This is a genomic window from Streptomyces sp. NPDC020597 (assembly GCF_044335095.1).
In the GTDB taxonomy this organism is placed as follows: Bacteria; Actinomycetota; Actinomycetes; order Streptomycetales; family Streptomycetaceae; genus Streptomyces.
The window spans coordinates 21079-42193 of the sequence record NZ_JBIRUL010000015.1 but is presented as its reverse complement, the minus strand read 5'-3'; the positions used below and the strand labels follow the sequence as shown (position 1 = coordinate 42193).

Genomic DNA, 21115 nt, shown 5'->3' with positions numbered 1-21115 from the left:
GCACCGTTCGCCGACGATCCGGCTGTCGGCCATGCAGTGGAAGCTCATGGCCTGCACCGCGATCTTGTTGCCGAAGTGTCACCTGATGACCACCGGGTGACCGCCACCCCCCGGGCGTTTTGTCGGATGCCGGAAACGATGGGAGACGTCACCGCGAGCAATCAGCCGCCGAAGCACCGCGCGGACGCCCGAACCGCGCTGGAAGGACGTGCCATGACCGCCTCCGCTCCCAAGGCTCCGACTGCACCAGGGGTGCGGTCCTGGTGGGGAATCCCGTACGCCACCGCCGAGCGGTATGGCCGCCCCGTCGTCGCGGACTTCGATCCCGACCGCCCCTATGACCGCAAGGGCGTCGTCTCTGTCCAGCCCGACAGCGGTGACTGGCTCGAGGCGGACAGCGGGATGGGGGAGGACTGCCTGAACCTGAACGTGTGGGCCCCCGAGGAGTCCGCCGACACGGCGCTCCCGGTGACCGTGTACATCCACGGCGGCGGATTCGAGTACGGCGCGAACACACAGATCACCTCGAACGCCTCCGGTCTCGCCGCGACGGGGCGCGTGGTGAGCGTGTCGGTCAACTACCGGCTCGGCGCCCTGGGCGCGCTCTCGCTCTCGCAGTACGGCGGGCGGCTCGCCGAGGCCAGCAACCTCTGTCTGCAGGACGTCATCGCCGCGCTGACATGGCTCAAGCGGAACATCGCCCACTTCGGCGGTGACCCCGACAACGTCACGGTCTACGGCCACAGCGGCGGCGCCTATGCCACCTTCGGGCTCCTCGGTGCTGCCTCTGCCAACGGCCTGTACCGGCGGCTGGCCGGGTTCTCCGCCGGGCCCTCGCGTCTCCAGCCGGCCCGGTGGGCCGAGGAACTCGCGCACCGGTTCGTCACTGAACTCGGCGTCGCGGACAACCCCGAGAAGCTGATCGACCTTGACACGGCCTCCCTGGTGGCCGCCCTGCACAAGGTCACCCCGACGGACCTCGGAGTCCGTGGCGGGATGGACAGCAAGAGCCTCGGCGTCGTCCTGGACACCCGACAGCCCGGCGCGGTGCTGCACGCCCACCCCATGGACGAACTCGCCTCGGGCGCACACCGTGATGTCGACGTGCTGCTGAGCATGGCCAGTGACGACATGGGTTGGTGGGTGGCGAACGACCTCGACCGGTTCGACCCGCACACCGTCGGCCGCATCGTCGACGAGGTCGCGGGGTGGCGCGTTCCCCGCTCCCGCGCCACGAAGATCGTCGACGCCTACGACCAGGGCGGCCGCACCCCTGCCGCGGTCCGCGCCGCACTCCTGTCGGACTACATCCTCGGGCTCCCCGCAGCCCGCGGCGCCCTGGCGCACGCCGCGGCGGGCGGCAACGCCCATCTCCTGATGATCGGGCCCGCCGAGGGCGCACCCGCCGTGCACGGCACCGAGATGTACGCCCTGGTCGGCCAGGAAAAGCCGGGCCGCAGCCCCGAACAGGCCGAGCGTGACACGCGCATCCGCGACATCGTGCTCGACTTCGCCACCGGCGAGCAGACCCGTATGTGGCCCGCTGTCGCGGACCGGCCCACTTCGGGGAGTGTCGGTACCCCGCCCTTCGAGGTCGGCGACCACTATCAGGCGGTGCTTGACCTGTGGGAGAACATCGACCGGCCGTGACGGTCGCCGGGCGATACCGAGATGCGCAACGGCGCAGGGCCGTCACGGGCTGATCACCCGGGTACCTGCGCCCGGAGCCCCGGCTCCGCCTTCCCATCCGGGGGCGAATACGACAAGGAGCTCGGTATGAGCCGACCGACAGCAGCCGATGGCGCCGCACCGGCGACGATGCGGGCCGTCGTCGTCACCCGGCCCGGCGGCCTCGACGCACTGGAGATCAAGGATGTGCCGGTGCCCGTCCGCAAGCCCGGCTGGGTGCGGATCCGGGTGAAGGCGTTCGGCGTGAACGAGTCCGAAGTCACCACCCGCAAGGGCGAGTCGGACGCGGAGGTCACCTACCCGCGCATCCCCGGCATCGAGGGCGTCGGCGTGGTCGATGAGGCCGACGAGGACAGCGGGCTGCGGCCGGGACAGCAGGTGGCCACGATGATGGGCGGCATGGGCCGCTCGTACGACGGCGCGTACGCCCAGTACGTGACCGTCCCCGCGGCGCAGGTCATCCCGTTCGAGACCGGCCTGCCGTGGGAGGTCCTCGGTGCGCTGCCGGAGATGTTCCAGACCGCCTACGGATCGCTGACCACCGGCCTGGACCTCAAGGCCGGGCAGACGCTGCTGATCCGCGGCGGCACCTCCACGGTCGGGCTGAGCGCGGCCACGATCGCGAAGGACCTCGGAGCCGCCGTGCTGTCCACCACCCGCAGCCCACAGAGGGCCGGGCAACTGCGGGCGGCGGGCGTCGACCATCCCCTCGTGGACAACGGCACCATCGCCGACCAGGTGCGCGAACTGATGCCGGACGGTGTCGACGCCGTACTGGAACTGGTGGGCTGCTCGGTCCTCGCCGACACCTTCCGCACCGTCCGCCAGCACGGCACGGTCTGCTTCACCGGAGCCCTGGCGGGCCAGTGGACGGTCCCCGACTTCACCCCGTTCATGATCCCGGGCGGGGTGCGGCTGACCTCCTACGGCGGTCAGGCCGCCGACCTCCCGGCCGACGTCTTCGCCCACCAGCTCCAGGCCATCGCCGCAGGACGCCTCAACGTCCCGGTCGCGAAGGTCTACCAAGGCCTGGAACAGGTCCGTGAGGCCCAGGCCGACGTCGAGTCCGGCGCCACGCCGGGCAAACACGTCGTCGTCCTGAACGACTGAGACCTGGGCAACTGAGAACCGACAACCAACCACCGCCGATGCGCGACGGTCGACAACGGCCGACCACAGCATCCGTGAGAGAAACCGGCAAAGGGAACAGATATGGGGTGGCCGTGCCTGGCAAAGGGCCGACCAGCCCCAAGCCCGTACGCCGATGAGCATGGCGTACGTGTCCGCCGCCGACGATCACTCCCACAACACCCCAGAGGGCAACACCCATATGAGAATCCGACTGACCGTCGGAGAGACCGTCCTCAACGCACCCCTCGACGACAACGCGACGGCACGCGACTTCGCCTCGCTGCTTCCGCTGACGCTGCAGATGAACGACCTGTTCAAGCGCGAGAAGTACGCTCACCTGCCCCGGTTTCTCGCCGCGGGAGGCAAGCCGCGGTACAGCTACGAGATCGGCAACACCGCCTATTGGCCACCCGGTCCCGACATCACCATCTTCCATGACCACGACGGCCAGTCCATCCCGGCCCCCGGCATCGTCATCCTCGGCGAGATCGACTCGGGGGCCGATGCCTTGAAGAACTACGACGGCGCGGTCGATGTCACCATCGAGGCCGTCGACTGAGACTCGGCCGGTAACCGCCGACATCGTCAACCAGGGAGAGGAGGGGAGACGGTCGTAGCCTCGTCGGCGGCGAAGGCGGCCGGGGTGAGGCCGGTGCGGTTGCGGAAGAAGCGGCCGAAGTTCGCGGGATCACTGAAGCCGAGGTGGACGGCCACAGCGCGGGCGTCCCACCGGGCACCTCCCAGCAGGCGCCGGGCTTCGAGGAGGCGCCGCTCGTCGATGAGTTCACGCACCCCCTTGCCGGTGGCGTCCCGGGCGGCGCGGCTGAGGGTGCGGACCGAGCAGCCGAGCAGCTCGGCGTAGTCCGTGGCTTGTTGCAGTTCGCGGAAGTGCAGCTCCAGGGCGTCCAGGAAGCGTCCGTACCTGTCGGCACGGCGCGTGCCGGCCTTGGCCGTGCCGATGGGGGCGATGCCCGGGGAGTTGGCCAGGCGCAGCAGCAGCGATTCGAGCAGGCTGCGGCGCAGGGCGTGGTGGACGTCGAGGGGGCGGCGCCCGGGTGCGCGGTGTTCGTCCAGGAGCTGGAGTGCCGTCTGCTGGAGCCAGGCGGTGTCGGCGGGGTGCGGGCTGAGCACCGCCGCGGCCTCGTGCGCGGTGAGCGGGGCCAGGAGACGGGCGAGGTCGGGACGCAGCACGTCTGGTTCGAACAGGATGAAGGTGCCGCGGGCCGCGCCGGGCGGATGCCAGCACTGCGCGTGCCCGGGACGCACCCACAGCCACTGGCCGGGGCCGACGGTCCGCGTGACGTGGTCGACGTCGTGCAGCAGCTCACCCTCGGTGACCGCGATGAGGTAGTGGAAGGTGGCACGGCCCGGACGGGGCGGGTTCCACGGCCAGTCGTCGTGCTGGGTGAAGAAGTCCTCGACGGTGCTCACCTCAAGGCCGTAGGGAGTACCGACCGGGGGCTGGAAACCGTAGAGCGGAACCGCCGTTGGTCCGGCCTGCCTGCTGGGCCCGGCGTGTCGCTTGTCGACCATCACATGTCCGCAGCCTACGCCCATTCCTGTCGGCCTCGACGGAAGGATGAGACATGCCACCGCGCCCGCGCGGCGCGCCCTCCGCCTCCTTCGATCCACAGTCCATCACCAACCCGAGAAGGCCCACCACCTATGAATGGATTGGCCCTGCACAAGACCGCCGCCGACTGCGCGGAGGAACTCCCCGGAGCCGAGCTGGGGCATCCCTTCGGCCTCGACTGGGAGGTCTTCAAGGTGCGCGGCAAGGTGTTCATGCTGATGACCGAGGTTCCCGGGCGTCCCGTCGTGATCCTCAAGGCGGACCCCGGCGAGGCCCTCGCCTTGCGGGAGCAGTACAGCCACATCACCGCTGGCTACCACATGAACAAAAAGCACTGGATCACCCTGGAGGGCGGGGAAGGCGTCGACAGGAAGCTGGTCGACGAACTCGTCACCGACTCCTACCGGCTCGTGGTCGCTCGCCTGCCGAGGGCCGAGCAGCCCGTCGACCCGCACACCTACGGCACCGCCCCAGAGGCGGACCGGTGAGCGCGGCCGGCGACCGGCTACAGGACACCGCCCGCCAGGCAGCCCTGGCCCTCCCCGACGCCAGCCACGGCTACCCCTTCACCCCGGGACTCGACGTGTACAAGGTCGCAGGCAAGGTGTTCCTGATCGTCACCGACGACCCGGACGAGCAGATCATCACGGTCAAGTGCGAACCCGAACACGCCCGCGCGCAAGTACGCGGCTACGCCTCGGTCACACCGGGCCGCTATCTCGACAAACGGCACTGGATCTCTCTCGGTCCTGGCCCCGGCATCACCGAGCGACTGGTCACCGACGCGGTCGAGGATTCCTACGACCTGGTTGCCGAGCCGCTGCCGCGGCGCGACCGCCCCGGTGACCGATGAGCACCGCGAGCTTCCCCGCGAACAGCTGAGCCCTCACTCGTCAGCGTTCCGTTCAAGGACTCGCCCCGTTCACGCCCGCCCGCCTACGCCCCACAAAGCTGGAAGAGGTCGCCAGGAGAACCACATCCTGGCCGCGGACGCTGATACTCGGCCCGCACGGTCTCCCGCGGCGCCTCGACTCCACCGCATCCGCGCCGCCTCCTGGTACGAGACCCGAGGGTCGGCCAACCCGACCGGGCCAGCATGGCCTCACATCTGCCATTATGACGTCAAAGGTGTATGCTGCCAGTGTAATAAATTGCAGATGGGTGGCGTGTGCATGGCTTGGAAGATTGTCGTGGTCGAGCCGGCTCTGTCCTGGCTTCACGGCCTGCGCCGCACTGACCGCGACACTCTGATTCAGGTCAGCCAGGCTGTCACTGCCCTTCAGGAAGAAGGTCCCGCGCTGGGTAGGCCTCTGGTGGACACGATCAAGGGCTCGGTGCTGTCGAACCTCAAGGAGCTTCGACCCGGCTCGGCAGGGACCACGGAAGTGCGGTTGCTGTTCGTGTTCGACCCGGACCGGCAGGCCGTGATTCTGGTCGGCGGCGACAAAGCGGGCAACTGGTCCGGCTGGTACCGCGTCGCGGTGCCCCAGGCGGAGCAGGCGTACGCGGAGCATCTGAAGCGAATCGATGGAGAGGACGGGGCACGATGACTGATCACCTCAAGGACCCGCAGGCCGTCTCCTGGGGAGACCTGGCCGAGGATTTCGCCTTCACCGATGCCGAAAAGGACCAGATCCAGAAGGGGGCGCAGGCGATGGTCCTGGCCTCCCGTGTGCATCGCCTCGCCGAGTTGCGGAAGCGGCAGCACACCACACAGGTTCAGGTGGCCGAAGCCATGGGCGTCACCCAGGCCCGCGTCTCCCGCATCGAGAAGGGCCAACTGGAGCGCAGTGAGGTCGACACACTCGCCGCCTACGTCAAGGCGCTCGGTGGCAAGCTGAAGATCGTCGCTGACTTCGGTGATGAGAGCTACGTCCTCGGCTGATCCGATCGAAACGCCGCGCCCAGGTCTGCCCGCAGTCCGGTCTGCAACTCGCTTCTCGAAGCCAGGGATGATGCTCCACCCCGCGACGAGGGGTGGAGCATCATCTCGTTGGTAAGCCAATCCGTTGAGCGTGGTTCAAGACCCGCTTCCGAGCGGGGGCGATGGTCTCCGTGCTCAGGCGGACTCGTCCTTCCCGGACGTGTTCTGGACGCAGGTTGGACACAAGGATCGGAAAAGACTGACAAGGGCCGAGAAGGACTGAGGCGCCAAGCTGTATCTGACCTGGGGAAACGGCCAAGATTGGCGTTGATCGGCAAGGGTCGCCAAGATCCTCAAAGGACTCATAATCCGTCGGCCGTGGGTTCGAGTCCCACCCACCCCACCTGTGCAGGTCTTTGACCTGCGAAAACGTTCATTTTTGTAGCAGGGGAGGTGTGGTGTGGCGGTGGCTGGGCTCGCCTGGAACGTGCCGTTGTCGACGTGGCCGGGCGGCGTGAGGGAGAAACGGCCCGTACTGAAAACGGCCCCAGATCGCACCAGTGAGTCGCCCTCAGTGCCTCAAGGCTCGTAAGCCGAGAGTTGCCGACGTACCCCGTTCGGCTGCTCGGGCTACGGGCTCCCTGTAGCTGGGTGGCCGAGTGACGGACGACAAGCGGGTCTTCGAAGTTGAGCGGTGCGCTGGCTGGGTCTGCTGACAGGGCGTCACGATTTGTGTTGGCTGGCAAGATGTCCGGGGTCGTGCGTGATCATTTCTGCGGGCTTGCTTGATCGACGAGCCCACCGGCCTTCTGCCTCAAGGTGGCGGTGAGGAGAACCGTCAGGGTTCCCCGGCGTGTGTTTCGTCGGCAAGAAGGCCCAGCAGGATGATGTCGAGCGCCCCGGCGAGGCGCTCGTGCAGGTCGAAGGGGGCCGGTTCCTCGCGGATCCAGCGCAGGATCGTCGAGAAGTAGCAGGCGGCCAGCAGTTGGCCGGCCTGGTCGCAGTCGACGCCGGACCTGATCTCCCCTCGTTGCCGCCCGCGCTCGACGATCCTGGCGAGTTCGATGTCCAGGGACGGGTCCTGCAGGAGGTGCCCGTACCGCGCTGATGCGTCCATCAGGACGGTGGTCTCTGCACGGGAGGCGACGTTGAGGTCGCCCATCTCCTTCAGGTAGCGGCGCAGCCGGTCGCCGACCGGCAGATCCTCGGCGTGCTCCGCGCCGAGAATCTCAGCGACGCGGGCACGGCGGCGGATTCCCCATTCCTCGAGGAAGCCGACCTTCTGCGCGAAGTGGTTGAAGACGGTGGCCCGGGCGACATCGGCGGCCTCGGCGATCTGCTCCATGGTGGTCGCCTCGTATCCCTGAGCGACGAAGAGACCGACCGCCGTCTCGTACAGCTGGTCGTGCAGCTTCCGACGCCTGCGCTCCTGGCGCCCCACGGCCGAGCCGCCCTCGGAGGCGGCTGCCGCGTCCCGGATCTTCATGGCCCCCAGTACAACACAAGGCCGCACGGCTCTTGACCCCTTCCCGGCACTTATCTAGATTCCTCTCCACTGCTGGACTCTAGTCCAGTAGTGGATGTAAGTCTCGCTCTGTTGATCGCGGGACGCTGACAAGGAGGCAACGTGGCTTCCGTGACATCCCAGACGGGCTGTATCGAGCTCGGACACGGCTGTTACGCCTGGATCGCGGGCGATGCCGGATGGGGCATGAGCAACGCCGGGCTGATCACCGGCCGGGGCGCGTCGCTGCTCGTCGACACCCTCTACGACCTGCGGCTGACCAAGACCATGCTCGACGCGCTGGCGCCACTGACCGCCCCGGCACCGATCTCCACCGTGGTAAACACCCACGGCAACGGCGACCACTGGTTCGGCAACCAGCTCGTGGCCCACGCCGAGATCATCGCGGCCCGCGGGTCCGTGGCGGACATGCGGCAGGTGGGCCCCGCCGAGATGCGGGCGCTGACCAGCATGGACAGCCCGGCCGGACACTTCGCCCGCCGGATCTTCGGCCGCTTCGACCACACCGACATCGACCCCGTCCTCCCGAACCGGGTCTTCGACGGCGAGACCGTCCTCGACGTCGGCGGGATGGAGGTCCGCCTCATCGACGTGGGGCCCGCGCACAGCGCCGGCGACACGATCGTCCACGTGCCGCAGAGCCGGACCGTCTACACCGGCGACATCGTCTTCGCCGGAGCAGCGCCGGTCGTCTGGCACGGTCCCTTCGCCCGCTGGCTCGCCGCCTGCGACCTGCTGCTCGGCCTCGACGCCGACATCGTCGTACCCGGCCACGGTCCCGTCGCCACCAAACAGGCCGTCCGCGAGATCCGCGACTACCTCGAATACGTCCATGAGCAGGCCACCGCCCGGTTCACCGCCGGAATGCCCGCCATGGACGCGGCCCGCGACATCCGCCTCGGCCGCTTCGCCGACCTGCACGAGAGCGAACGCCTGGCCGTCAACGTGCACACCGTCTATCGGGAACTCGACCCCTCACTGCCCCCGCTCGACGGCCCCATGCTGTTCGGCTGCATGGCCGAGCTCTGCCCCCGCGTCTGATAACGCTCTCCGCCCGCCCGGACGAGGCCCCACCCTCCGCCGACCGGCGCACCGCCCCTCCGGTACGCGCAGCTCCCCACCATCCCCCTCGGGCCGTACGTCCCGCCAACCCTCCAAGGAGGAGACATGGTCTCCACCCCTGCCTACGACCCACCCGCCGCCCTGTCGTCCGAAGCCGCACCGGCTGCTACGGCACGCCACACCGGCACGATCATCGCCGGCTGTCTGGCCGTCTGCCTGGCCCAGATCGGGCTCGTCCTGCCCGCCGCGATCAACGGCGTCATGCAGCGCACCCTCCAGACGTCCGGCGGAGAACTGACCTGGATCAGTGACGCCTTCCTGGTTCCCGCCGCCGTCCTCGCGCTGACCTTCGGCGTCGTGGGCGACCTGTACGGCCGAAAGAAACTGGTGGTCGGCGCGGCACTGCTGTCCGCCGTCGGCTACCTGGTGTCCGCCACCTCCGACTCCGCAGCGCAGTTGATCACCGGTCAGGCGATCTCCGGCATCGGAGCAGCCGCGCTCTTCCCCGCCTCCCTGTCGATGGTCACCGCCATCACGCCGACACCGGCCGCGCGAGCCAAGGCCTTGGCCTCCTGGACCACGGCCCTGTCGCTGGGTGCCCTGATAGCCCCGCTGATGTCCGGCAGCATCGTCGAACACGCCTCCTTCCAGTGGGCGTTCGGCGTGACCGGCGTGCTCGCCGTGATCACCGCGGTGGGTGCCTGGCTGCTGGCCACCGAGTCCAGCGCCCCCGAAGGCCGCTCGCTCGACTGGCCGGGGCAGATCACCATCGCCGTGGCCATGCTCACCCTGCTGTACGGCATCATCCAAGGCCCCTCCGACGGCTGGAGTTCGGCACCCGTCGTCGCGTCCTTCGTCGCCTTCGCCGTGTTCCTCGCCGCGTTCGTGATGGTGGAGAGCCGCAGCGCAGCCCCGATGCTGCGCCTGGAGCTGTTCCGCATCCCGGCCTTCGCCGCGTCGGCCGCGATGGCGGTGATCGGCATGTTCGGCTTCCTCGGCGGCGCGTACGACCTGAGCATCCGCCTCGGCGTCATCCAGCACCAGAGCCCCTTCCAGGCCGCGGTGCCCTTCCTCGTCATTCAGGGCATCACCCCGTTCATCTGGCCGTTGCTGGTCCGCCTGCTGCGCCACGTCGGCCCCGGCCCCATGCTGGTCACCGGATTCCTCTCGCTGGCCGGCGCCCAACTGTGGCTGCGGGCGGTGCCGATCCACGAAACCGGCCCGGTGCCCCTGCTCGGGCCGCTGGTGCTCAACGGTGTCGGCTTCGGTCTGGTCGTCGCCGCCCTCACCGCCGCGGCCGTCAACGTCGTACCGCCCACCCTGACCGGCATGGCCAGCGCCACCACCAGCCTGGTCCGCGACCTCGGTCAGACCCTCGGCCCGGCCATAGTCGGCGCCGTCGCCCTCGGCATGGCCGCGAGTCAGCTCACAGGCAGCCTCGCCGATGCGGGCCTTACCCCCAAGGAGCACGGCATCGCCTCCGCCGTCCTGCACGAGAACGGCCCGCTCGCCCTGCACAGCGCCAACCTGGGCCCGCTCAGTGCCAAGATTGCCCCGTTCACCGAGCACGCGCTGGCAAGCGGCTACAACAACGGACTGATCCTCACCGCCACGGCCTGTGTGACCGCAGCGGTGATCGCCGCGGTCTTCGTCGGCTTCCGACGCAGCGGCGCCGCGCCGGCCGGGGCGGCGGGGAGCACGGCGTGAAGTTCGCAAGCTTCGTCCACGACGGGAAACGGCAGTCGGGAGTCGTCGCCGACGACCAGCTCCACCCCTTCGCACGCCCCGTCGACCTACTGGACCTGATCGTGGAGGGCGAGGAGGCATTGCGCGGGGCGGGAGACCGCGCCCTGACCGCCTCCCTGCCCGTGCCCCTGGCCGGTGTACGGCTGCTGCCTCCGCTGCAGCCGCCCACCGTTCGCGACTACATGACCTTCGAGAGCCATGTCGCCGGCGTCGCCCGGGGATACGACGACACCGTCCCCGAGGAGTGGTACGCCGCACCTGCGTTCTACTTCACCAACCCGTACGCGATGATCGGTGCCCACGACGACGTGCCGGTACCGCCGGGCTGCGGGCGCTTCGACTTCGAACTCGAAGTGGCCGCCGTCATCGGCAAGGCGGGCCGGGACCTGACGCCCGAGCAGGCACGTGATCACATCCTCGGCTACACGATCCTGGGCGACTGGTCCGCTCGTGACCTCCAGGGCCGCGAAATGAGGGTCAAACTCGGCCCGGCCAAGGGCAAGGACACCTCCACCACACTCGGCCCCTGGCTCGTCACCGCCGACGAACTCGAATGCCACCGTGACGCTGAGGGTTTCCTCGACCTGGCCCTCACCGTCGCCGTCAACGGCGAGACGATCGGGCGGGATCGACTGGCCAATATGGCCTGGACGTTCGAGGAGATGGCGGCGTACGCCTCCCGCGGCACCTGGATCCGCGCCGGCGACGTCCTGGGCTCCGGAACCTGCGGCAACGGCGGCTGCCTGGCCGAACTCTGGGGCCACCACGGCATCCTCGAACCACCGCCCCTCGTCCCCGGCGACAGCGTCACCATGACAGTCGAGGGCATCGGCATCATCAGCAACACCGTCGTCGAAGGCGTCGCCCCGGTGCCCCTGCCACCTGCCCGCCGCAGGCGATGACCATCGTGCGATGGGCTGTGACACCGCTCCGGTGCCGGACACCGCGTTCGGCACCGGAGAAAGGCATGAACAAGATGGACAAGGTCATGGCCTCGGCCGCCGAGGCGGTCACCGACATACCGGAAGGGGCGTCGCCGGCGGTGGGCGGCGGGTCCGGATCGGCCAGCCCTCTGTCGGCGATGGCGGTGCAGTCCGCCATCTGCTCGGTGAAGACCTCGGTGACCAGGGCCGCCGAGACGAATGCCGTGGTGAAGCCTCGGTCTCGTGCCTGCATCTCACACATGTTCTCCATTACCCGGCAGAAGCACCCATCTTGGCCGTTTTCCCAGGTCAGACGAGGTTTGGTGCCTCGGTCCCTCCCGGCCCTCGTCAGTCTTTTCCGATCCTTGTGTCCAACCTGCGTCCAGAACGCCAACGCCCGAGCCCGCCGACCGGCTGAGATGCCGCAGTCCCGCGTTCAGGCGACGACAAATCGCCTACCGGATCTCATACCGCCCTCTTAGGCATCCGTAAGAGCGCGGTCCCCAGCGACGCTCTAATCCTGGCCTCAGGTTGATCGGGGAGAATGAGCGGCAAAAACATCGACTGGAAGGGGGCGGACCGGCGTGCGGATCATGATCGCGGATGATGACCCGGCCATCCGTGACTCGCTGGAGCGGGTGCTCCAGGTCGAGGGTTACGACACCAGCACCGTCGCCAACGGTTTCGCCGTGCTCGACGGGGTCGGTGGGGTCAGCGGTGACACGCTGGATCTGCTGCTCCTCGACGTGATGATGCCCCGCCTCGGCGGGTTGGAGACCTGCCGGCGGTTGCGGGCCGCGGGTCGGGATCTGCCGGTGCTGATGCTGACCGCCCGTGACCAGGTCTCCGACCGGGTCGCGGGGCTGGACGCCGGCGCCGACGACTACCTGCCCAAGCCGTTCGCCACCGAGGAGTTACTGGCCCGGGTGCGGGCCCTGCTGCGCCGGCGCACGCCGACCGACGAGGAGTCGCAGATCCTGTCGTACGCCGACGTCCGGCTCGATCCGGACAGGTTCGAGGCGTGGCGGGGCGGGCGGCCGCTGCACCTGACCCGGACCGAGTTCTCCCTCCTGCAGGTCCTCGTGAGCAACGCGACCCGGGTCTTGACCCGCGACGCTCTGTTCGAGGCGATCTGGGGTTTCGGCATGAGCTCCACCGCCAACAACCTCCAGGTATACGTGAGCTACCTGCGCCGCAAGATGGAGGCCGAGGGGGAGCCGCGATTGATCTACACGCTGCGCGGCCTGGGATACACGTTGCGGGAGACTCCTCCGTGAGCAGGCCCGCCGGCCGGGAACCGCGCCGGCTGACCCGATGGTGGCGCGAGCGGTCCCTGCGGGCCAGACTGACGGTGATCGCGGCGACGGCCATCGCGGTCAGCGTGTTCTTGGCCTTCCAGGTGGCCAGCCAGCTAATGGGCTGGGAGCTGCAGAGGACCGCCGAGAATGAGCTACGCGCCGACTCCCGCGTCCTGGCGACGAACGCGGAGCGCGCCGGTCTGGCGCAGGTCCAGCTACCGCCGTATCCCGGATCCGGTCGGCTGGTGCGGGTCGTCCTGCCCGACGGCTCGATCCGGACGCCGGCCGGCCAACCCGCGCTGCCCCCGGTCAGCGAGGACGCCGAGCGCGTGGCGCAGGGCGCGTCGGCCGACCTGATGGAGTCGAACGACAGCGACGAGGACGGCTACATCATCTACACGGTGCGGGCGGGTGGCGGCGCGGTCCAGGTGGCCCGCGTCGTCGACGACAGCCCGATCAACCGGTTCGGGTTCGGCATGCTGCTGATCGGGCTGCTCTGCGTGGTCGGCGGCGCTCTTGTCGGGCGGACCGTGGCGCGGACCGGGCTGGCACCGATCGACCGGCTGACCGCCGCCGCGGTACGTGTCGCGCACACCCGGGATCTCGACGCCGACATCCCGGATGAGGGCGGTGGGGAGATCCGGCGGCTGATCCAGTCGATCAACGACATGCTCGCCGCGCTCCGGGACTCCCGGCGGGCCCAGCGGCTGCTCGCCGAGGACGCCGCCCACGAGCTCAAGACCCCGCTCACCAGTCTGCGCCTCAACGTCGAGCTGCTGATCCGGCTCGATCGGCGCGGCACCCTGGCCAGCGCACTGCCGGCGGAGAGCCGGACCCGGCTGCTCAACGATCTCGGCGCCCAGGTGGCCGAGTTGAGCACCCTTGCCGCCGAGCTGACCGACCTGGCGCGCGGTGACGTCAGCGACGAGAGCACCGAGGTGCTCGACCTCGCCGACGTGGTGGTGGCCGCCGCGACCCGGGCGCGTTCCCGCGCGCCCGACATCGAGGTCACGCTCGACGTGACCTCCGTGTGGGTGAGCGGGCGTCCCGCTGCGCTCGAGCGGGCGGTGCTCAACCTCATGGACAACGCCGGCAAGTGGTCCCCCGCGGACCAGCCGGTCCAGGTCCGGCTCGGTGCCGAGGGCGCGTCGGCGGTGCTCGAGGTCGACGACGCCGGGCCGGGCATCGACGCCGCCGACGTACCGCGGGTGTTCGACCGGTTCTACCGTGCCGACAGCGCCCGGGGGTTGCCGGGATCCGGTCTGGGGCTGTCGATCGTGCAGAGGGTCGTCGACGCCCACGGCGGCCGGGCTGCCGTCGCCCGCTCCGCACGCGGTGGCGCGCTGCTTCGGGTCGACCTTCCGGCCGCGGCCCCGCCCGCCCCGATCGCGCGGCTCACCGCCGGGGATGACACCGCGGTGCACTGACCCGCCCCGGCGGCGCGGCGCAGGACAAGGGACGGCGGCCCTCGGGCACGGCCCCGCGCGGCTCACCGTCGGGGCAGGACACGGTGCGCAGACCCCCGCCCCGGTGCGTGGCGCAGGACCACAGGGCGGCGACCGTCGGGCCGACTGAAAAAATCCGGGACGGGCCTGGGGCCCCGTCCCGGATCTCGTCCGTGCCGCCGCGCTCACCGTTGCAGCGCGGGCTCCTCGTCGTCGGCGAGCGACTGTTGACCGTCCGGCAGTTCCGGCGCTGGACGGGACAGCCGGCTCGGCCACCACATCCGCCGGCCGATCAGCAGGGTGAGGGCGGGCACCAGGACCGACCGCACCAGCAGGGCGTCGAGCAGCACGCCGAAGGCCACCAGGAACCCGACCTCGATCAGCATCACCAGCGGAAGTGTGGCGAGGACCGCGAACGTGGCCGCCAGGACCAGGCCTGCCGAGGTGATGACGCCACCGGTGGCCGAGAGGGCTTTGAGCATGCCCTCTCCGGTGCCGAGACGCACGGTCTCCTCCCGGGCCCGGCTGGCCAGGAAGATGTTGTAGTCGACGCCGAGCGCCACCAGGAACAGGAATGCCAGCAGCGGCACCGAATAGTCGATGCCTTTGAACCCGAGGATCGTGTCGAAGACGAACACGCTGCCGCCGAAGGCTGCGGCGAATGAGACGATCACGGTGGTCATCAGGACCAGCGGGGCCAGGATCGCGCGCAGCAGCAGCCCGAGGACGATCAGGACGACGGCGAGCACCAGCGGGATCACCAGCTTCTCGTCGCGCTTGGTGGTCACCTCGGTGTCGAGGTTCTCCGCACTCGGCCCGCCGACGATTGCCTCCGCCCCGCTCACCGCGTGCACGGCGGTGCGCACCCGTTTGATCGTGTCGTACTCTGCGACGGTGTCCGGCGCGTCCTTCGGGAACACGGAGATGTTGGCCCAGCCACCGCTGGTCTGCTCCGGGATGGCCAGGGCCACACCGCGAGTGTCCTTGACGATGTCGAGCACCCGCTCCTGGTGCGCCGGCCGCGTGAAGATCGTCATCGGCTGGCCGCCGAGCTCCGGGAAGTGCTGGCGGAGAACGGTGAAGCCGGTGACCGACTCCGGCGCGGACAGGAACTGGTCCTGCTCCCGCAGGGCGCCGGTGTTGCCCGCCAGCCCGAGGGCGAGCACGCCGAGGACTCCGAGCGAGCCGAGCGTCGCCACCCACCGGCGGCGGCTGATGGCGGTGCCGAGCCGTCCCCACAGCCCCGGCTTCTCCTCCACGGCCGTGCTGAACCGCGGGATGGCCGGCCAGAAGATCCGCCTGCCGAGCACCACGAGCACCGCAGGGAACAGCGTCAGCATGGCCACCAGCGCGCACAGGATGCCGGCCGCACCGATCGGGCCCAACCCGCTGGTGCTGTTCAGGTCCGCGACGAGCAGGCAGAGCAGGCCGGCGACCACGGTGGCCGCGGACGCGACGATGGCCGGCGCCGCGCCGCGGAGCGCGTGGACCATCGCGACCCGGACGTTCTCATGGTGGTGCAGTGCCTCCCGATATCGAGCGATGAGCAACAGCGCGTAGTCCGTGCCGACGCCGAATACCAGGATCGTCAGCAGCGCCGAGTTCTGGTCGTTGACCACGATGCCGAAGCCCTTGACGAGCAGGTAGACGGTCGCCATCGAGGTCAGTGCGGCCGCGCCCACGGCCAGCAGCGGGATGATCCACAACACCGGGCTGCGGTAGGTGAGGATGAGCAGGAGCGTGACGACGACGACGGTCGTGAGGAGGACCTGCACGTCGATGCCGTCGAAGACGGCTTCCATGTCGCCGTCGATCGCGCCCGGGCCGGTCACGTCGAGTTCCAGGCCGGAGGGGCGGTCCTTCGCGGCGTCACGCAACGGGCCGACGATGTCCTCCGGTGCGCCGTAGGTCGTGCTCACCTCGAGGGTGAACATCATCGCCTTGCGGTCGGTGGAGGGGCTCGTCGGTGAGCCCTCGTCGTCCTCGCCGGCCGCCGCCGTCGCCTTCGGCGGGTACCGCTTGGCAAGGGTGCTGTAGTGGCGCTCGACCGTCGCGCGGTCGGCGTCGGTCATGCCGCCGGCGCGGTGGTACACGAAGACGAACGTGTTGTTGTCACCGCCGGGGAGACTGTCGTCCAGCACCGCCACCTTGGTGGACTCGGCACTGGCCGGCAGGGTGTCTACGGCGCTGTCGGTGGTGACCGAGCTCAACTTTCCGCTCAGCGGCACCATGCCCGCCGCCAGCACCAGCCATAAGCCAATCACCAACCAGGGCACCCACCGGCCTGCCAACCTGCCGACCGGCGCTTCCCCGGACGGTGCTGCGTTGACTGCCATCACTGGCCTCCTACATACGGGTTGCGTCGCTTGTCTGGATGCCGACTTCCTACCGAGCGAACCTGAGACGACTGTTAATACGGTGCTCAGGCCGGTTGGCCGAACCATGTGCCCAGCGCACGCATCCGTTTTGATCATGGGATGCCATGGAGGGTGAGAGCGGTTTCGGGGGCGGTGGGGGCGCGGCGTCCGCTGGCCATGTTGGCCCATCCGGCGTGGTGGAGGGCAGCGCGGGCCAGATCGCGCAGGGTGCTCATGACGGCGGGGGTGCCCTGGCGGCGGACTTGGCTGGCGTCCTCGGCAAAGGTGACGTCTTTGGTCCAGCGGACAGTGTTTTCGATGATCCAGTGTCTGCGGGCCCACGCTGAGATCTCGGCCGGATCGGTCTGGTGGGCGGCGAGATCGGGTGAGCGCGGGCGTCAGGGCCGTCAGGCGGGCAAAGCCGGCCTGGGTGAGCGCGGCGGCGTCCACCTTGCCGAAAACGTCCCGCAGGGTCCGCTCGCCGGGAGCTGTGAAGCGGCCGGTGAACGGATCGTAGGAACAGCCGAGGCGCGCAAGTACCGCTTGGTCGCAGCGTCTTGCCCACTCGGCGATCGCGGTCAGTGAGTTGTGCCCCGCGCCGGTCATCGCACACACGCCCACCGCGAGCAGCGTCGCCGGCCGGTATCGCACACCCTGGGGGTCACGCGGGTCAGGCACCCGGCCCAGCGCCTCCACCAGCCCCGCAGGCACGAGCGTTCCCGGCGGGGAGGAGGGCAGGGGCGCCGCGTCCGGCGCGACGGGCGTAGGCGATGATGAAACAGCGAGCGCGGCAGCCTTGCAGATCGTGAAGCGTAGAGAACTCCATGATCACAAGGGGCCGTGCTCGCCTTGCACCCAGGGCTGACACAGCGTCACCTGCTCAACCGGGCGAACGTGACTCTCCCCGGGGCCCTGCAGTTGACCTGCAACGATCGAGGCTAGAAGGCGGCAGCGGCCACCGCCTCGGCTTCCGGCAGCAGGTCCTTGCTCTCCTGGATCACCCTCTCGTACGTGCGCTCGTGGTCCCCGCTTTCGAGAGCGAACCGCAGGAGCGAGTCGGACCAGTTGTCGAAGAGCGAGAATGTGCGGTCCACCACCCGCTTGGCTTCCTCGCGCTGTGCGTCGTCGAGGGACGGCAGGCTTTTCTCTTCTATCTCGGGCGACTTTATGCTGTGTGACGCCTCCGCCATGTAGTGCTTGGTGCCGAAAAACTCACATTCGCGACCGTCCCGCAGGGCGATTCCCCGGCAGTGGGTGAAGATCGTGATGGAGACAGCCTCGATGGACTCGACCATCGCGAAAACGGCGTACGTGGGGGCGCCCGCGGCGAGCGCGGCCAGTTCCAGGCAGAGACGTCGAGAGTGGCTGAAGTCCGCGCTCCACAGGACCCGCGTGGCGTCCGACAGGGGCATGCTGCTGTCGGCTCCCAGCTTCTCCAGGTCGGTCAGCATCCACTGCCAGTGGAAGTCCTCTTCGTACGTGTGCGCGTTCAGAAGGGCCTGCAGCTGATCGGGCCGGGCATTGCCTTCGTCTTTGCGGAAGACGTACTTGTTCAGGTCGGAGTAGCCCATGATGAAGGGAACCACGCTGGGCCCCCACGCCAGACGCCTTTCTCCGGGGAGCGACTCGTCGGTGAGCAGGCGAGTGAAGAAGGCATGGTTCTCGTACGTTTTCCGATGTTCTTCGATGTAGTCGATGACCTTCTGCATGGAAAACTCCGTTTGTGACGTGTCGACATCTCCGCAACGACATGCGGACAAGACATGATCGCATAGGTCTCTTCAACTCATCATGTTTTACGAGGCGTTGACATGGGTCCGCCCTTCTTTCCCGTCAGAATTGCCCTTCCTTCTGGAGCGCACAGCCGCACCGAGACCGGGCTGTGATCGATCCCGGCGGCCGAGGACGCCAGCCAGGTTCAGCGCCACCGCACCCCACCGTCATGACTGTCCCGCGCGACCCGGCACACGCCACTTTCCACTGCGTCGGCTGGGCCAACACTGCCAGCGCCCGACGCAATGCATGTTCAACCCGAGGCCGTCCTGACCTTCCACGGCATCCCGTGATCAAACGGGCGAACGTGACTCTCCCTGGGGCCCTGGGCGGCCCGGCAAGAAGGATCGAGGTTGATCGCAAGGCGGGTCAGCCCGCTGAGGATCTCAAGAGGGTCGCTACTACGCTCGTCTTGCTTTCCTGCAGCGAACTGGCGCGACACCTCGATCTCTCTGGAAGAGCATGCGATCCGCCGTTGCATGAAGACCGAGTGATGCGGCAGACGCACATCGCATGCTTTGGCTGTGATCTCGCCTTACAGTCAAAGCATTCTCCACTCCTGCCGCCGGCGCGTCACTTCACGGGCATCATTCTGCCCGTCGGGACGTGTCAGGCTTTAATTCCGAACAGTTTTTCCGCATTTCGGAACGCAATTTTTTCCTTGGCTTCGCGTGGCAAAGCGACTCCCCGGAACCAGTCGGTTTGAGTTTTCATATCTGCAAACGGGTAGTCGGTTGCAAACATCACTCGATCCACACTTGTGTACTTCAGTAGGAGATCGAGTAGTTCAGTCTGGGGGAATGCGCTGGTTGTGAACCAGAAATTGTCATGGAAATACTGCTCGAACGGCTTGTCCAGGCTCTTCTTGGTCACCTCGCTCATCTTCTCCACGACGCGTTTGTAGAAGAACGGAAGACCCTCTCCCATATGGCCGGTGATGATCTGGAGCTTGGGGTGCCTGTCGAACACTCCTGAGGTGATCATTCGGAGGCACTGAGTAACGACTTCCTGGTGCCATCCATATGCAGAGATGCTGAGAACCTGGTCCTGGAACTCCTTCTGATATTCCGGCCGCATATTGCTGTAGTAGATTTCGAAAACCTCGTCAGGCGGCAGACCGGGATGGATGTATATCGGCACATCAAGGGCTTCGGCGCGCGCCAGCAGGGGCTCAAAGTCGGGATGGTCGAGGAATTTATTCCCGATGATTCCATTGGTCAAACATCCCAGGAATCCATCTTCCCGAACTGTGCGTTCCAGTTCGTCTGCCGAGGCCTCCGGATTCTGCAGAGGTAAGGTTGCAAATGCCTTAAACCGCCCCGGATGAGTGGCCATCGGTCCATCGACAAGCAACTTGTTGAGACGATAGGCGAAATCGATGCCCTTCTGACCTTTGACATTCTGCACACCTGGCGTATGTGCGGAGAGGATTTGAACGTTAAGCCCCGCCTCGTCCATTGCGCCGATGCGGCGCGGGCCGAGCTCGGCAAGACCGGTATCCTCGAGGAACAGCCTGTCGTTCAGCACCATCAACTCACGGGTGGAAAAGGTCTCTTCCGTTCCGATGAAGGGCAGGTCCTGGTCTCGCCGCGAAAAATCCGTAGTCTCGTCCGATGCCGCGCGGGAGGCAATGGTATGCGTGGACAAGCCGGCACCAATGCCAAGTGCTGCCGTGCCGGCTAGAAAGCCACGACGTCCCGTCGTGAGGTGCTTCAGAGGGTTTGCGTTGGACTTCATGTCAGGTTCTCCTCAGTGTTCGTGTGGTGCGGTATCCGTGCGGCATCCGTCTGCAAGACGCGACGGGTTACCTCGCTTACCCGGATGCTTAATTCCTACCAAGCGAACCTGAGACGAACGTTAATGCGGCCGCTCAGGTGGGTTGGCTGAACCAGGTGCCCAGCGCACGCACCAGCGTGGTGGCGTCGAGGTCCTGCCCGGTGGGCAAGGCCCGGGCGACACAGCCGTCGGGCCGGATCGGCAAGGCGTCGACGTCCACCCGGTCCGTGCGGGCGGTGACGGTGTTGAGACCCGTCCGGTCCACGCGGCCGCGGCGTCGCGGACCTCCGCGCGGTCGACGAGGTCCAGCAGGAGCCCACGCGCCTCACGCAGCAGGTCCGCCGACCGGGTCACCGCGGTGACGACGTCCGGGTCGGGCCGCTCCAGCGTCGACTTCATGTCCGGGCGCAGGGTGCCGACGAACCGGTGGTCGTCGCCCAGGTCGTACCGGACGTCCAGGCCGACGAGCATGTCGGCGACGTACTGGTGGGCGTCGCCGAGGTCCATCAGGTCGGAGAACATCTCCCACAGCGCCCTCGTCTGCGGGTCGGGGCGCATCAGGGCGATCTGGGCCCGGGTGTTCTGCAGCAGGCGCGCCGGGACCGGATGCCGTTCGGTGGTGTACGTGTCAAGGATGTCCTCGCCGACCCAGCCGCATACCACGGCCACGAGCTTCCAGCCGAGGTTCGCCGCGTCGTGAGGCCGCGTTGAGGCCGCAGGGTGTCGGTAAGGGTGGCTTCGACGTTGGCAATCGGCCCCGTCGAATGGGCCATCTCTGGCGCTGGCAGGCGTTCGACGGCGGTCTGCAGTGGCCCCACCTGATGGTCGTACGCGGCAGGTGATCGGCGGTGGGGCCGCTTCGAGACGTGACACACGCCGGGCCTGGAAAGACAGCCGGACAGACCGTCCTCACCGGCGCGCAGCTCCGCAGGCCGGCCTGCCCCGCTCCCGGC

The 21115-nt window shown here is 68.2% G+C and carries 17 protein-coding genes and 2 pseudogenes; 12 read left to right on the top strand and 7 right to left on the bottom strand.

Features of this window, described 5'->3' with window-relative positions; genetic code table 11:
- The first annotated feature begins 213 nt into the window (after nucleotides 1-213).
- The 3 genes from ACH4ZA_RS24755 to ACH4ZA_RS24745 all read left to right on the top strand — a co-directional run bounded on the left by ACH4ZA_RS24755 (nucleotide 214) and on the right by ACH4ZA_RS24745 (nucleotide 3379).
- A complete protein-coding gene (locus ACH4ZA_RS24755; RefSeq protein ID WP_398431663.1) occupies nucleotides 214-1650 on the top strand; it encodes a carboxylesterase family protein in 1437 nt (478 codons plus the stop codon).
- A 126-nt stretch (nucleotides 1651-1776) separates the two neighbouring features.
- Entirely contained in the window at nucleotides 1777-2799 is a 1023-nt protein-coding gene (locus ACH4ZA_RS24750; protein ID WP_398431662.1) for an alcohol dehydrogenase catalytic domain-containing protein, read from the top strand.
- Between the two features lie 160 nt (nucleotides 2800-2959).
- Nucleotides 2960-3379, top strand: a complete 420-nt coding sequence (locus ACH4ZA_RS24745) for a cyclophilin-like fold protein (RefSeq protein ID WP_398431661.1) — start codon at nucleotides 2960-2962, stop codon at nucleotides 3377-3379.
- 26 nt (nucleotides 3380-3405) lie between these two features.
- On the opposite strand, the gene ACH4ZA_RS24740 is transcribed toward ACH4ZA_RS24745, so the two are convergent.
- Entirely contained in the window at nucleotides 3406-4251 is an 846-nt protein-coding gene (locus ACH4ZA_RS24740; RefSeq protein WP_398431660.1) for a helix-turn-helix domain-containing protein, read from the bottom strand.
- 234 nt (nucleotides 4252-4485) lie between these two features.
- Between ACH4ZA_RS24740 and ACH4ZA_RS24735 the strand changes: the two genes are divergently transcribed.
- The 4 genes from ACH4ZA_RS24735 to ACH4ZA_RS24720 all read left to right on the top strand — a co-directional run bounded on the left by ACH4ZA_RS24735 (nucleotide 4486) and on the right by ACH4ZA_RS24720 (nucleotide 6278).
- Nucleotides 4486-4881, top strand: coding sequence for an MmcQ/YjbR family DNA-binding protein (locus ACH4ZA_RS24735; protein WP_398431659.1), 396 nt, complete (start codon nucleotides 4486-4488; stop codon nucleotides 4879-4881).
- Nucleotides 4878-5246 carry an MmcQ/YjbR family DNA-binding protein gene (locus ACH4ZA_RS24730; protein WP_398431658.1) on the top strand — a complete coding sequence of 123 codons (369 nt, stop codon included), beginning with the start codon at nucleotides 4878-4880 and terminating at the stop codon, nucleotides 5244-5246. Before ACH4ZA_RS24735 ends, ACH4ZA_RS24730 begins: the two co-directional genes overlap by 4 nt.
- A 319-nt stretch (nucleotides 5247-5565) precedes the next feature.
- A complete protein-coding gene (locus ACH4ZA_RS24725; protein WP_319280433.1) occupies nucleotides 5566-5943 on the top strand; it encodes a type II toxin-antitoxin system RelE/ParE family toxin in 378 nt (125 codons plus the stop codon).
- Nucleotides 5940-6278, top strand: coding sequence for a helix-turn-helix domain-containing protein (locus ACH4ZA_RS24720; protein ID WP_104780727.1), 339 nt, complete (start codon nucleotides 5940-5942; stop codon nucleotides 6276-6278). The genes ACH4ZA_RS24725 and ACH4ZA_RS24720 overlap by 4 nt, the downstream gene beginning before the upstream one ends.
- 817 nt (nucleotides 6279-7095) lie before the next feature.
- Here the strand turns inward: ACH4ZA_RS24720 and ACH4ZA_RS24715 are convergent.
- Entirely contained in the window at nucleotides 7096-7743 is a 648-nt protein-coding gene (locus ACH4ZA_RS24715; RefSeq protein ID WP_398431656.1) for a TetR/AcrR family transcriptional regulator, read from the bottom strand.
- Nucleotides 7744-7884: 141 nt separating this feature from the next.
- Between ACH4ZA_RS24715 and ACH4ZA_RS24710 the strand changes: the two genes are divergently transcribed.
- From ACH4ZA_RS24710 to ACH4ZA_RS24690, 5 genes are all read left to right on the top strand, one after another.
- Complete coding sequence (locus ACH4ZA_RS24710; RefSeq protein ID WP_398431655.1) at nucleotides 7885-8823, top strand: MBL fold metallo-hydrolase; 939 nt, start codon at nucleotides 7885-7887, stop codon at nucleotides 8821-8823.
- Between the two features lie 126 nt (nucleotides 8824-8949).
- A complete protein-coding gene (locus tag ACH4ZA_RS24705; protein WP_319280439.1) occupies nucleotides 8950-10551 on the top strand; it encodes an MFS transporter in 1602 nt (533 codons plus the stop codon).
- Nucleotides 10548-11492 carry a fumarylacetoacetate hydrolase family protein gene (locus ACH4ZA_RS24700; RefSeq protein ID WP_398431654.1) on the top strand — a complete coding sequence of 315 codons (945 nt, stop codon included), beginning with the start codon at nucleotides 10548-10550 and terminating at the stop codon, nucleotides 11490-11492. Before ACH4ZA_RS24705 ends, ACH4ZA_RS24700 begins: the two co-directional genes overlap by 4 nt.
- Before the next feature lie 605 nt (nucleotides 11493-12097).
- Nucleotides 12098-12790 (top strand): response regulator transcription factor, encoded by a 693-nt coding sequence (locus tag ACH4ZA_RS24695; protein WP_398431653.1) that lies wholly within the window; start codon nucleotides 12098-12100, stop codon nucleotides 12788-12790.
- Nucleotides 12787-14238 (top strand): ATP-binding protein, encoded by a 1452-nt coding sequence (locus ACH4ZA_RS24690; RefSeq protein WP_398431652.1) that lies wholly within the window; start codon nucleotides 12787-12789, stop codon nucleotides 14236-14238. Before ACH4ZA_RS24695 ends, ACH4ZA_RS24690 begins: the two co-directional genes overlap by 4 nt.
- A gap of 203 nt (nucleotides 14239-14441) precedes the next feature.
- Here the strand turns inward: ACH4ZA_RS24690 and ACH4ZA_RS24685 are convergent, their stop codons facing one another.
- From ACH4ZA_RS24685 to ACH4ZA_RS24665, 5 genes and pseudogenes are all read right to left on the bottom strand, one after another.
- A complete protein-coding gene (locus ACH4ZA_RS24685) occupies nucleotides 14442-16592 on the bottom strand; it encodes an MMPL family transporter (RefSeq protein WP_398431746.1) in 2151 nt (716 codons plus the stop codon).
- A gap of 504 nt (nucleotides 16593-17096) precedes the next feature.
- Nucleotides 17097-17264, bottom strand: a pseudogene (locus tag ACH4ZA_RS24680) (ISAs1 family transposase); the annotation flags it as partial.
- A gap of 287 nt (nucleotides 17265-17551) precedes the next feature.
- Entirely contained in the window at nucleotides 17552-18322 is a 771-nt protein-coding gene (locus ACH4ZA_RS24675) for a hypothetical protein (protein WP_398431651.1), read from the bottom strand.
- A gap of 673 nt (nucleotides 18323-18995) precedes the next feature.
- On the bottom strand, nucleotides 18996-20123 hold the full coding sequence (locus ACH4ZA_RS24670; protein ID WP_398431650.1) for an amidohydrolase family protein: 1128 nt from the start codon (nucleotides 20121-20123) through the stop codon (nucleotides 18996-18998).
- A 133-nt stretch (nucleotides 20124-20256) separates the two neighbouring features.
- A pseudogene (locus ACH4ZA_RS24665) lies at nucleotides 20257-21035 on the bottom strand (FAD-dependent monooxygenase).
- Nucleotides 21036-21115 lie beyond the last annotated feature (80 nt).